This is a genomic window from Ornithinimicrobium sufpigmenti (assembly GCF_004322775.1).
GTDB lineage: Bacteria > Actinomycetota > Actinomycetes > Actinomycetales > Dermatophilaceae > Ornithinicoccus > Ornithinicoccus sufpigmenti.
The window spans coordinates 2,636,590-2,648,808 of the sequence record NZ_CP036403.1 but is presented as its reverse complement, the minus strand read 5'-3'; the positions used below and the strand labels follow the sequence as shown (position 1 = coordinate 2,648,808).

10 protein-coding genes are annotated in these 12,219 nt (G+C 73.1%); 8 read left to right on the top strand and 2 right to left on the bottom strand.

Annotation, left to right across the window (positions count from 1 at the left end; translation table 11 throughout):
- Nucleotides 1-943 precede the first annotated feature (943 nt).
- Both ESZ52_RS12115 and ESZ52_RS12110 read right to left on the bottom strand, forming a co-directional pair.
- The gene (locus ESZ52_RS12115; RefSeq protein ID WP_131105153.1) at nt 944-2,131 is read right to left on the bottom strand and encodes an aminoglycoside phosphotransferase family protein; all 1,188 of its coding nucleotides are present in this window, start codon (nt 2,129-2,131) and stop codon (nt 944-946) included.
- A 67-nt stretch (nt 2,132-2,198) separates the two neighbouring features.
- A complete protein-coding gene (locus ESZ52_RS12110) occupies nt 2,199-3,299 on the bottom strand; it encodes a DUF4439 domain-containing protein (RefSeq protein ID WP_131105152.1) in 1,101 nt (366 codons plus the stop codon).
- Nucleotides 3,300-3,387: 88 nt separating this feature from the next.
- Here ESZ52_RS12110 and ESZ52_RS12105 point away from each other — a divergent pair, with 88 nt between their 5' ends.
- From ESZ52_RS12105 to rodA, 8 genes are all read left to right on the top strand, one after another.
- Nucleotides 3,388-3,912, top strand: a complete 525-nt coding sequence (locus tag ESZ52_RS12105) for a ribosome maturation factor RimP (protein WP_131105151.1) — start codon at nt 3,388-3,390, stop codon at nt 3,910-3,912.
- A complete protein-coding gene (gene nusA / locus ESZ52_RS12100; protein WP_131105150.1) occupies nt 3,912-4,931 on the top strand; it encodes a transcription termination factor NusA in 1,020 nt (339 codons plus the stop codon). Before ESZ52_RS12105 ends, nusA begins: the two co-directional genes overlap by 1 nt.
- Before the next feature lies 1 nt (nt 4,932).
- On the top strand, nt 4,933-5,256 hold the full coding sequence (locus tag ESZ52_RS12095) for a YlxR family protein (protein ID WP_131105149.1): 324 nt from the start codon (nt 4,933-4,935) through the stop codon (nt 5,254-5,256).
- 201 nt (nt 5,257-5,457) lie between these two features.
- Nucleotides 5,458-8,415 carry a translation initiation factor IF-2 gene (infB, locus tag ESZ52_RS12090; protein ID WP_131105148.1) on the top strand — a complete coding sequence of 986 codons (2,958 nt, stop codon included), beginning with the start codon at nt 5,458-5,460 and terminating at the stop codon, nt 8,413-8,415.
- A 179-nt stretch (nt 8,416-8,594) separates the two neighbouring features.
- Complete coding sequence (gene rbfA, locus ESZ52_RS12085; RefSeq protein WP_131105147.1) at nt 8,595-9,146, top strand: 30S ribosome-binding factor RbfA; 552 nt, start codon at nt 8,595-8,597, stop codon at nt 9,144-9,146.
- Nucleotides 9,136-10,080: a tRNA pseudouridine(55) synthase TruB gene (truB, locus tag ESZ52_RS12080; protein ID WP_131105146.1), complete on the top strand. Its 945-nt coding sequence runs from the start codon at nt 9,136-9,138 to the stop codon at nt 10,078-10,080. Before rbfA ends, truB begins: the two co-directional genes overlap by 11 nt.
- A 10-nt stretch (nt 10,081-10,090) precedes the next feature.
- Nucleotides 10,091-11,050 carry a bifunctional riboflavin kinase/FAD synthetase gene (locus ESZ52_RS12075; RefSeq protein ID WP_131105145.1) on the top strand — a complete coding sequence of 320 codons (960 nt, stop codon included), beginning with the start codon at nt 10,091-10,093 and terminating at the stop codon, nt 11,048-11,050.
- 30 nt (nt 11,051-11,080) lie between these two features.
- On the top strand, nt 11,081-12,214 hold the full coding sequence (gene rodA / locus ESZ52_RS12070; RefSeq protein WP_131105144.1) for a rod shape-determining protein RodA: 1,134 nt from the start codon (nt 11,081-11,083) through the stop codon (nt 12,212-12,214).
- Nucleotides 12,215-12,219 lie beyond the last annotated feature (5 nt).

The window sequence follows — 12,219 nt, the reverse complement described above, 5'->3', positions numbered from 1 at the left end:
CAGCCGGAGTGCCGCGCTATGGGTATCTCCCGCGTCGTGCGGACCGAGCGGACGGAGCCGACGGAACGGTTCCGCGCGGTGGCGGGAACCAGGAAGAGCGCCTCGCTCCTGTCGGCCCCTGGCAGACCGTATCGATCGATCGCCACCCCTCCGGTCAGCACCGCGTGAGGCCCGGCCCACAGAGCGGCCGCGGCGAGTCTGGTATCGGCGTCCACCGGACCCCGGTGGGGCGCAACCACACCGGGGAGGAGCAGCTGCCAGTCACGCCGCAGCGCGTGGTCCACTGTCGATCGGCTGAAGCCAGCGGTCATCAGCTGTCTCTTCGTGGCGAGACCTCGTTGTCCTGGGATCACGGGAAAGGTCGGTCGGCCGTTCTTCGTCATGTCTGGAGCCAAGACCCTCGCGCCGACCGTGGGTAGCAGCGTGGGCCCGATCTGTGGACAAGATGGCTGCGCTCGGTGGCTGTGGATCTCGGTGGCTGTGGACCTGGGGGACTAGGCCGGCTGCTCGATCACCGACCGTGCCGCCGACCTGGCCGGACCTCGACAAGGAGCACCCGTGCGGCAACTCGCTTGTGGCGGTTCGCACGCCTGGGGGTGCGACACGCCGCAGAGCCGGTGAGCACTGTGCAGACACGCCGCCGGCTCGGTCGAGTCAGGTGTCGGAGGCGCTGGGTCGGGAGGGGAGGGGTGGCCCGAGGAGCCGGCGCGCGGCGAACGGTGGCGGAGACCAGGGCGTCGGGATAAGGGCGCCCGGGTGCGGCGCGAGGAGGCGGCCGAGTATGTGGGACGAGGAGAGGGCCGGGAGGCGGCGCGAGGAGGCGGCCGAGTATGTGGGACGAGGAGAGGGCCGGGATGCGGCGCGAGTAGGCGGCCGAGTATGTGGGACGAGGAGAGGGCCGGGAGGCGGCGCGAGGAGGTGGCTGGGATGCGGGTGGAAGTCGTCAGCCCGGCTGGGCGGCCTTGACGATGGTGACCGCCTTGTCGGCCCACTCGGCGGCGTCGGGGTCGCCGGTCTGGGCGGCGTGGACGGCGTTGTGCACCAGCCGGAGGATCGTCATGGCGCGGGCGCGGTCCTCGTCCAGCCCCGCGGCGTCGGAGAGGAGCCCGATCCGCAGCTGCAGGTGGGCACGAGCGTCGTGGGCAGCTCGCACGTCGTCCCACCGGTTCCACAGTGCCGGGGCAAGGGCCCAGTGCGGGTCGGCGGCCATCGCCTTGGGGTCGATCGCCACCCACTCGCCAGGATCCGGGCGCCACAGCACATTGCCCTGGTGCAGGTCGGCATGGACCAGGCGCGCGTCCAGCGGGTGGAGGCCCTCTCCGCCACGCGGGCTGCCCGCTCTCCCGCTGCCTCGCCGCCCACCGGTGCCTTGCGGCCCACCGGTGCCTCGCGGCCCACCGCTGTCCCGCGCCCCGCCCGTGCTACGCGGACCGCCCGTTGCCTCGCCCTCGGAGAGCAGGTCCCGGGCGATCGAGGCGGCCTGCTGCACCATCCGGCGGGGGAACGCCTTGGCCGCTCCGGATCCGGCACCGAACCGGTCCAGCTGGTCGGCGATGCGGGCCACGTGCAAGCTCAGCGGCGGAGGCCACGGTGGGGCTGGCCGGTCGAGCACCCGGACCAGGTGGCCCAACGCTTCCGTCGTCTCCAGCACCGAGCCCGAAGTGAGGTCCCGGTCGGCGTCGAGGCGTTCGAGCAGCAGTGTTGCGGAGGCGGGGTCGGCCGCCAGCAGCTCGACGGCCCCGCGGCCGGCCCAGGCCCGCAGGGCGAGGTGCTCGTGGTCGGCCTCGGGGTGCGGCCAGCCGACCTTGAGCACCCCCGCGTCGCCCCGGGGTCGCAGCACCGGGACGACGAGCGCGGTGTAGCCGGACCGCAGCGGTGCCGAGTGGTCCCGGGCCAGCTGCCAGCGGTCCATGGCCTCGCCCACCGTGGCCGGGAGCTGAGCGAGCCAGGTGTCCCCGTCCACGCGTGGCGCCGTGGTGACGCGCGACGTGCCGCCCCGGTCCTGGCCGCGAGGCTGCCGGAGGTCCGAGGCCGGGTGCCGACCGATGTCCGGCTCCAGATCGAGGGGCCGCCCGCTGAGGTCGCGCACGAGCTGAGGCGGCACCTCCTCAGAAGTCAGTGACCAACTCATCAGACCCACCGGTTGCCATCGGGCCCCGATCTCCGTGGTGCACAGGCGTCATGCCGCTGGGCGGCGTTCATGCCGCAGGCAGCGTCATGCCGGGGAAGGGATCTGGGTCGACGTCCAGCTCGTGGGCCCACTGCTGAGTCTCGGCGACCAGGCGGACGAGCGAGCGCAGCTGCTCCACGTCGCTGCCGGCCCGGTCGACCACCGACAGGACCGCCGGCTCGATGTCGTGCACCAGCGCCCGGGCCAGCGCGAGCCGGTCCGGCTCGTCCTCCAGGGGCTCGGGAAGGTCGTAGCCCAAGGGTGGCAGGGGAGCTGCGTCACCGGCGAGGGTCGTCAGGGCGCGGGTCGTGGAGCGGACGGCGGCCAGCACCGACTCGTAGCGGAGCCGTTCGTCTTCCCGAGAACGGGCGGCGACGACCTCCAGCCCGAACACGGCCGGCCGGGTACGTGCCAGCACCGGCACGGCGGCCGCGCCCACCGGCCCCTCCAGCGGCGGCCACTCGACCGGCGCGCCGAGCAGGCGCGCGGACTCGACGTGCTGGGCAGCCAGGGAGACGAGCATCGCCCGGTTGAGCGCGCTGGAGCGGCTGAGATCCTCGAGCACCTCGGGAAGGTCGGCGAGCAGGCCCTCACCCACGGTGCGCGGGGCCGGTCCGGCCGCGGTCTGCCGGGCGTCGTCCGAGCCCGGCGCCGTCGTGGCGGCCCCGTGGTCGCCGGTCGCCTCGTCCCCGTCATGCCCGCCGGTCGTCGCTTCCCCATCCCGGTCTGCGTCCTCTGCGGCCTCGTCCGCGGATGGCGTGAGGATCTGCACGTCGAGCTCGGGCAGGGTGATCCCGCCCAGGGCGAGCAGCTGCTCCAGCCGCTCCTGCTGGGTCTGCCACAGCGTCGCAGTGCTCCGCGCCTTGGCCCGAACCGCGGGGGTGTTGGCCTGGGCCCGCGACAGGGCCGCACGGTGGCCGGCGAGGCGCTCACGGGCCCGCAGCAGCAGGTCGCCGTCAGGCATCCGCCGTGCCGCGTCCGCCTCGTCGACGGTCGGCTCGGGGGACCAGGGCGTGCGGACCCGGTCGCCGCTGCACCCGGACAGCAGACCGGCCGACGCGATCCCCACCAGCCCGGCCCGCAGGAGGGCACGGCGGCTCGGTCCGGTCGAAGGCATGACGGGGATCATCTCATTGGGTAGGGTAGACGCCCCGACCGACGTGGCCGGCATCTTGCGGTGCCCGCCCCCGGTCTACAGCAGAAGACAGGAGCACCGCATGGACGCCCGGGTCACCACCGAGTCGATCACGCAGCTGGCTGCCGACGCACTCGCCGGCACGGAGGTGGTCGTGGACGCCGTCGAGGTGCACCAGGCAGGTCGTCGCCGGCTCGTCCGCATCTTCCTGGCCCGCGACGTCAGCGAGCTGCCGGACGACGACACCACCTCCACCGTCGAGCCGCTGACGCTGGACGAGGTCGCCGAGGCCACCCGCGCCGTCTCCGACGCGCTCGACCCCTCCGACGTGTTGGGCGAGAACCCCTACACCCTCGAGGTGAGCTCCGCCGGCCTCGACCGGCCCCTGACCACCCGTGACCAGTTCCGCCGCAATGTCGGCCGCCTGGTCAAGATCACCAGCACCGACGGCACGACCACGACCGACCGGCTGACCGCCGTGGCGAGCGACGGGGAGGCGGCCCTGCTGACCCTGGCCGGGGCGCCGCATACCCCGATCCCGCTCACCCAGGTGACCAAGGCGCTCGTGCAGGTCGAGTTCAACCGGCGCGACGGAAAGGACGACTGATGGACATCGACATGGCCGCACTGCGGCTGCTGGAGCGTGAGCGCGAGATCCCCATGGACGTCATCGTGGAGGCGATCGAGCAGGCACTGCTCTCCGCCTACCAGCGCGTCGAGGGACACTCCCGGCACGCGCGCGTCGAGCTGGACCGCAGCAGCGGCCACGTGACGGTCTGGGCCCGCGAGGACGCGCCGGTGCTGGAGAACGGCACCCGCGGCGAGCCCGGACCGGAGTATGACGACACGCCCCAGGGCTTCGGACGGGTCGCCGCCTCCACCGCGCGGCAGGTCATCACCCAGCGGATGCGCGAGCTGGAGGACGACGCCGTGCTGGGCGACTTCCGCGCCCGAGAGGGCGACATCGTCTCCGGGATCATCCAGCAGAGCAGCGACCCGCGCATGGTGCTGGTCGACTTCGGCACGGTCGAGGGTGAGCTCCCCTCCGCCGAGCAGGTGCCAGGTGAGTCCTACCCGCACGGCCAGCGGCTGCGCTGCTACGTGGTCAGCGCCAAGCGCGGACCTCGCGGGCCGCAGATCACCCTGTCCCGGACCCACCCGAACCTCGTCCGTCGGCTGTTCGCCCTGGAGGTCCCCGAGATCGCCGACGGCACCGTCGAGATCGCCGGCCTGGCCCGCGAGGCGGGCCACCGCACCAAGATCGCCGTCCACACCCAGGTGCCGGGCGTGAACGCGAAGGGGGCCTGCATCGGCCCGATGGGCCAGCGGGTCCGAGCGGTGATGAGCGAGCTGCAGGGCGAGAAGATCGACATCGTCGACTACGACGATGACCCGGCTCGCTACGTCGCGGCGGCACTGTCGCCGGCCAAGGTCCAGTCCGCCCGCGTCGTCGACACCCGGACCAAGCAGGTCCGGGTCGTCGTGCCGGACTACCAGCTGTCCCTGGCGATCGGCCGGGAAGGGCAGAACGCCCGGCTGGCCAACCGCCTCACCGGCTGGAAGATCGACATCCGCGCCGACACCGAAGAGCAGGAAGAGCACCGGGCCGGCGCCCAAGAGGTGTAGGATGGTAGACGCTGTCCGGACCGACCCCACCCCTCCACGCCCACGGCACACGCCCGTGCGCACCTGTGTGGGGTGTCGGGGGAGGGACGAGCAGACCGTGTTGCTGCGCGTCGTCGCACGTCGGGACGGGTCCACCAGCCGGTGGGTCATCGAGCCCGACGGGGGACGGCGTGGGCAGGGCCGAGGCGCCTACGTGCACCCCGACCCCGCCTGCCTGCAGACCGCGATTGCACGACGCGCCTTCGGGCGAGCGCTCCGCCTCCCGGCGGGGAGCCAGCCCGACTCGCACGCCGTGCAGGAGTGGGTGGCGCAGCAGCACACGTGACACAGCAGACCGGGTCGCCCGACCCGGTCGGTCAGCACAGGGCGGGTCCTGACGTGGGACCTGTCATCGAGGAACCGGAAGCGGGTTTGACGCTGATGAGCACCCGATGAGTACTCAGCAATGAGCACCCACCAGCACTAGTCACGGCTGTGCCCTGAGCGGGCCCCGGTCGTGGCGCAACCTTCAAGGAGACACCACACCGTGGCAAAACTCAGGGTCTACGAGCTCGCCAAAGAGCTCGGGGTCGAGAGCAAGCAGCTGCTCGCCCACCTGAAGGAGCAGGGAGAGTTCGTCCGGTCGGCATCGTCGACCATCGAGCCCCCTGTCGTCCGCAAGATTCGCGAGAACCCCCCGGCCGCAGCCAAGGGCAAGAGCAAGGCGGCCGACGAGAAGGGTTCCGCCCCTCGTCCCGCGGCCCAGCCCGGAAGGCCCGGTCCGGCAGCGCCCAGGCCGGGTGCCGCGGCCCCCAAGCCCGGGGCAACTGCCCCGGCGCCCGGGCCCGCATCCCCGTCGCCCGCAGCCCCGACGCCCGGGCCGGCCGCTCCCAAGCAGGGTGCGGCGACGCCCCAGCCCGCTCCCACGCCGGAGCCGGCGCCGACGCCCGAGCCTCCGGCTCAGGCGGAGCCCAGCCGCGCCGCGGAGCCGGCCGTCGAGCCCACCGAGGCCGCGCCGTCCCGCCCCGCCCCGGGCGTCAAGCCGGGTCCCCGCCAGCCGGAGCGTCCGGCGGCGGAGCGTCCCTCGTCCGGCCGTCCGGGCACCGAGCGCCCCGGGCGTGAGCGCCCGGCTGACGCCGGTCGTCCCGGCGGCGGTCCCCGTCCGGCACGTCCGGGCGCCAAGCCGGGACCGCGTCCGGGCAACAACCCCTTCGCTCCGAGCCAGGGCATGGGCCAGGCGCGTGAGCGCCGCCCCGCCCCGGGCGGTGAGCGCGGTGGCGGTGCCCCGCGTCCGGGCAACAACCCGTTCGCACCGAGCCAGGGCATGCCCCGCCCCGGCGGGACCCGCGGCAGCCAGGCCGGTCCCGGCGGTCCCCGTCCGGGCGGACCCCGGCCCAACCCGGGCATGATGCCCGAGCGGGCCTCCGTGCCCCGTCCCGGCGAGCGCCCTGCGCGTCCCGGTGGTCGTGGGCGTCCCGGCGGGCCCGGCGGGGCTCCCGGCGGCGGCCCCGGTGGCCCCGGTGGCTTCCGCGGTGGCCCCGGCGGTCGTGGCGGTGGTCCGCGTGGCCGTGGCGGCACGGCTGGAGCGTTCGGTCGCGGCGGCGGGAAGGTCCGCGGGCGCAAGTCCAAGAGGGCCAAGCGCGCAGAGTTCGAGGCGATGCAGGCACCCGCCATCGGCGGCGTCAACGTCCCTCGCGGCAACGGCAAGGTCGTCCAGGTCCGCCGCGGCGCGTCGCTGAGCGACTTCGCCGACAAGATCAACGTCGACCCCGCGGCGCTGGTGACCGTGCTGTTCCACCTGGGCGAGATGGCCACCGCGACGCAGTCGCTGGACGAGGACACCTTCGCGGTCCTGGGTTCGGAGCTCGGCTACGACATCCGCGTCGTCTCCCCGGAGGAGGAGGAGCGTGAGCTCTTCAACGCCTTCAACATCGACCTGGATGCCGAGACCGAGGGTGAGTCCGACGAGGACCTGGAGGCACGCCCGCCGGTCGTGACCGTCATGGGTCACGTCGACCACGGAAAGACCAGCCTGCTGGACGCGATCCGCTCCGCGGACGTCGGTGCCGCCGAGGCCGGTGGCATCACCCAGCACATCGGTGCCTACCAGGTCCGCGCCCAGCACGAGGGCAACGAGCGGGCGATCACCTTCATCGACACCCCGGGTCACGAGGCGTTCACCGCCATGCGTGCCCGTGGTGCCAAGGTGACCGACATCGCGATCCTCGTGGTCGCCGCCAACGACGGGGTCATGCCGCAGACGATCGAGGCGCTCAACCACGCCCAGGCGGCCGACGTGCCGATCGTGGTCGCGGTCAACAAGATCGACGTCGAGGGCGCCAACCCGGCCAAGATCCGCCAGCAGCTCACCGAGTACAACCTGATCGCCGAGGAGTACGGCGGCGAGACCATGTTCGTCGACGTCTCGGCCAAGCAGGGTCAGAACATCGACGAGCTGCTCGACGCGGTGCTGCTGACCGCGGACGCCGCGCTGGACCTGCGGGCCAACCCCGACAAGGACGCGCGCGGTGTCGCGATCGAGGCCAACCTGGACAGGGGTCGCGGCGCCGTCGCGACCGTGCTGGTCCAGCAGGGCACGCTGCGGGTCGGCGACGCGATCGTCACCGGCGCCAGCCACGGCCGTGTGCGGGCCATGCTCGACGAGCACGGCAACAACGTGGCGGAGGCGACCCCGTCGCGTCCGGTGCAGGTGCTGGGTCTGGACACGGTGGCCCGCGCCGGCGACACCTTCGTGGTGGCGCCGGACGACCGGACCGCCCGGCAGATCGCCGAGCGTCGCGAGGCAGCCGACCGGCAGGCCGCGCTGGCCAAGTCCCGCAAGCGGATCAGCCTGGAGGACCTCAACCAGGCCCTGGCCCAGGGCAAGGTCGAGACCCTCAACCTCATCCTCAAGGGCGACGTGTCCGGTTCGGTCGAGGCGCTGGAGGACGCCCTCCTGCAGATCGACGTCGGCGACGAGGTCGATCTGCGGATCATCGACCGCGGTGTCGGTGCGATCACGATGAACAACATCAACCTCGCCGTCGCCTCGGACGCCATCATCCTGGGCTTCAACGTCCGGGCCGAGGGCCAGAACGCCGACTACGCCGACAAGGAAGGCGTGGAGATCCGGTACTACTCGGTGATCTACCAGGCCATCGAGGACATCGAGAACGCCCTGAAGGGCATGCTGAAGCCGGAGTACGAGGAGCACCAGACGGGCTCCGCGGAGGTCCGCGAGATCTTCCGCAGCTCCAAGTTCGGCAACGTCGCTGGTGCGCTGGTGCGCAGCGGCACGATCAACCGCGGCGCCAAGGCACGCATCACCCGCCAGGGCGTCGTCATCACCGAGGGTCTGGAGATCGCCGGTCTGCGGCGGTTCAAGGACGACGTCACCGAGGTCCGCGAGGGCTTCGAGTGCGGCATCAACCTGGGGTCGTTCAACGACCTCCAGATCGATGACCTCGTCACCACCTACGAGATGCGCGAGATCCCCCGCAGCTGATCGCAGGTATGACGTCCGGCCGGCCCCACCTGCTCAGGTGGGGCCGGCCGCGTCGTCCGTAGGATGGACGGGCTTCCCGAGCGGACCCGCACCAACGACGAGCCCGACGAGCAAGCCCCGACGAGCAAGCCCCGACGACAAGCCCCGACGACAAGCCCCGACGACAACAGGAGGACCTCATGGCCGACCAGGCACGCGCCCGCAGGATTGCCGAGCGGATCAAGCAGCTGGTGACCCAGGGAATGTCCCAGGTCGTCAAGGACGAGCGGGTGGGGTTCATCACGATCACCGACGTCCGCGTCACCGGCGACCTGCAGCACGCCAGTGTCTTCTACACGGTGCTTGGCACCGACGAGGACCGGGCGACCGCCGCGGAGATCCTCGAGAACTACCGCGGCCGTCTGCGCTCCTTCGTCGGCAAGGGTCTGGGCATCCGGCTCACGCCCAGCCTGGAGTTCATCCTGGACGCCCTGCCGGAGGACGCCCAGCACCTGGACGAGCTGCTGGCCCAGGTCGCCGCCCGGGATGCCGAGCTCGCGGCCGCCCGCGCGGAGAAGGGCTACGCCGGCGAGCCCGACCCCTACCGCAAGCCGCGGACCGAGGCCGAGCAGGCCGAGGACGAGCGGGCCGAGCGGGACGAGCAGGACCGGCAGGACGAGCTGGACCGGCAGGACGAGCTGGACGCCCAGGCGGGGTCCGTCAGCGGGACCGACGCCCCGGATGAGCGCTGAGCCGCCCGTCGGCGACGGGCTCCTCGTCGTCGACAAGCCGGCCGGCTGGACCAGCCACGACGTCGTCGGGCGGGTCCGCCGGCTGTGCCGCACCCGCCGGGTCGGGCACGCCGGCACCCTGGACCCCATGGCGACGGGGGTGCTGGTGCTCGGCGTGAACCGTGGCACCAAGCTGCTCACCTTCCTCGTCGGCCACGACAAGGGGTATGCCGCCACCGTGCGGCTCGGCCAGGCCACCCTGACCGACGACGCGGAGGGTGAGGCCACGGCGACCACGCCCGCCGGCCAGGTCAGCGACGAGCAGATCGCCGAGGCGGTGGCGGCGCTGACCGGACCCATCGAGCAGGTCCCCAGCGCCGTCAGCGCCATCAAGGTCGACGGCCGCCGCTCCTACGCCCGCGTGCGCGGCGGGGAGGACGTCACCCTGCCCGCCCGGCCGGTGACCGTCTCCCGGTTCACCGTGCTCCGGCGGCGCGACGAGCAGCTGGCGGACGGCACCCCGGTCGTCGACCTGGACGTCGAGGTCGAGGTGTCCTCCGGAACCTACGTGCGTGCCCTCGCCCGGGACCTGGGCGCCAGCCTCGGCGTCGGCGGCCACCTGACGGCGCTGCGGCGCACCCGGGTCGGCGACCTCGACCTGGACACGGCGGTCACCCTCGACCAACTTGACCCCGAGCAGGGGCCCGGCCCCACGGCATACCTGGTCGACCTGGCCAGCGCCGCGCGGGCCGCCCTGCCCGTGCGCGAGCTCACCGAGCCCGAGGCCCGCGCGCTGGGTTACGGCCAGCGGATCCCCGCCGAGCAGCCGGGCCGGCCCCGTCCCGTGGCCGCGATCGGCCCCGACGGACGGCTCGTCGCCGTGCTGGACGAGTCGCGAAAGCGCGAACCTCTCGCCAGGGCGCTCGTGGTCTTTGCGCCCGCCGACGGCGGTTAGAGTGACGCCCGTGCATCGCTGGAGCAGCTTGGACGACGTCCCCACCGACCTCGGTCCGACCGTAGCCACCCTCGGCAACTTCGACGGCGTCCACCGCGGGCACAGGGCCGTGCTGGGCACCGTCGTGGACCTGGCGGCGGGACGCGGTCTGGCGGCCGTGGCGGTGACCTTCGACCCCCACCCGGTGGCCGTCCTGCACCCCGAGCGGGCGCCGGAGGCGATCGTCGGGCTCGAGCACCGGCTGGCGCTGCTGGAGGAGGTCGGGCTCGACGGCGTGGTGGTCATCGAGTTCACCCGCGAGTACGCGCAGCTCACGCCCGAGGACTTCGTGGTCCAGACCTTCGTCGAGGGACTGCGGGCCCAGGTCGTGGTCGTGGGCCAGGACACCCGCTTCGGCCTGCACAACAGCGGTGACGTAGAGACCATGCGCGAGCTGGGGGAGCGCTACGGCTTCGAGGTCGTGGTGCAGCAGACCGAGGGAGAGTTCGAGCGCGGGCGGCGGGCCTGGTCCTCCACCGCCCTGCGCGAGGCGCTGGCCACCGGGGACATGGACACGGCGACCGAGATCCTGGCCCGCGAGCACCGGGTCTCCGGCGAGGTGGTGCACGGGCACAAGCGGGGCCGCGAGCTGGGCTACCCGACGGCCAACCTGTCCACCCGCAGCGAGGGGATGGTCCCCGCCGACGGTGTCTACGCAGGCTGGCTGGAGCGGCCCTCCCTGCCGCCCGGGCACCCCGACCGTCGGCTGCCCGCCGCGATCTCCGTCGGCACCAACCCCACCTTCGACGACGTGGTGCGGCGCACGGTGGAGGCCTACGTCCTGGACCGGGACGACCTCGACCTCTACGGCGAGGTGGTGTGGGTCGACTTCGTCGAGCGGCTGCGGGGCAATGTGCGCTTCGCCTCGGTCGAGGACCTCATGGAGCAGATGGCGCAGGACGTGGACCGCACCCGCGCACTGCTGGCCTGAGCGAAGCGGTCGAGGACGGTCGAGGACGGTATGGCGAGCCGCGCCCGCACCGTCGGCGCGCGCTACGCCCGCACCGACTGGGCCCCGTTCGTCGCCGCGCTCGGCCTCACCGTCGTCGGCGCCCTGCTCATCTGGTCCTCGACCAAGGGGTGGGCGGGCAGCGCGCTGGCCGTCCGGCACCTGGTCAACGCCGCCATCGGGATCACCCTCGCCCTGGCGGTGGCGGCGGTCGACGTGCGCTGGCTGCGGGCGCTCGCGCCGTGGGTCTACCTCGCAGGGCTGTTCGGGCTGCTGCTGGTGCTGACCCCGCTGGGGGAGACCGTCAACGGATCCCGGTCCTGGCTGTTCCTGCCCGGCGGGTTCTCGCTGCAACCCTCCGAGCTGGCCAAGATCGGCCTCGTCGTGGGGCTGGCCATGATCCTGGCCGAGGGGCACGACCCCTACCGGCCTCCCGGCTGGCGGGAGGTGCTGCTGGCGTGGGTGCTGGCGGCGCTCCCGGTCGCGCTGATCATGCTGCAGCCCGACCTCGGCAGCGCGCTGGTCTTCGGCGTGCTGACGATCGGGGTCGTGGCCACCTCCGGGGCCTCGTGGCGGTGGACGGCCGCCGCGGTCGGCGGCACGGTCGCGGCCGTGGTGGCCGCCGTCAGGGTGCCGCTGCTGGACCCGTACCAGGTCAACCGGCTCCTCGCCTTCCAGAACCCCGCGCTGGACCCGGAAGGGATCGGCTACCAGACCACCCAGGTGCGCCTGGCGATCGGCTCCGGGGGATGGTCCGGCACCGGTCTCGGTCAGGGGCCGCAGACGCAGGGCGGGTTCATCCCCTTCCAGCACACCGACTTCATCTTCTCCGTCGCGGGGGAGGAGCTGGGCCTGCTCGGCAGCCTGGGGCTGGTCGCCCTCCTCGGCTTCCTCGTGGTGCGGGCCCTGCTCGTCGGGCTGCGCTGCGAGGACCCCTTCGGACGTCTCGTCGCGGTCGGCGTCGCCTGCTGGTTCGCCTTCCAGACCTTCCAGAACGTCGGGATGAACCTCGGGCTGATGCCCGTCACCGGGCTGCCGCTGCCGTTCCTGTCCTACGGCGGGTCCTCCATGCTGGCCTGCTGGCTCGCGCTGGGACTGCTCTCCTGCGCCCAGCAGCCCACCTTCCGAGGGCGTGGCGCTTGGTAACGCGC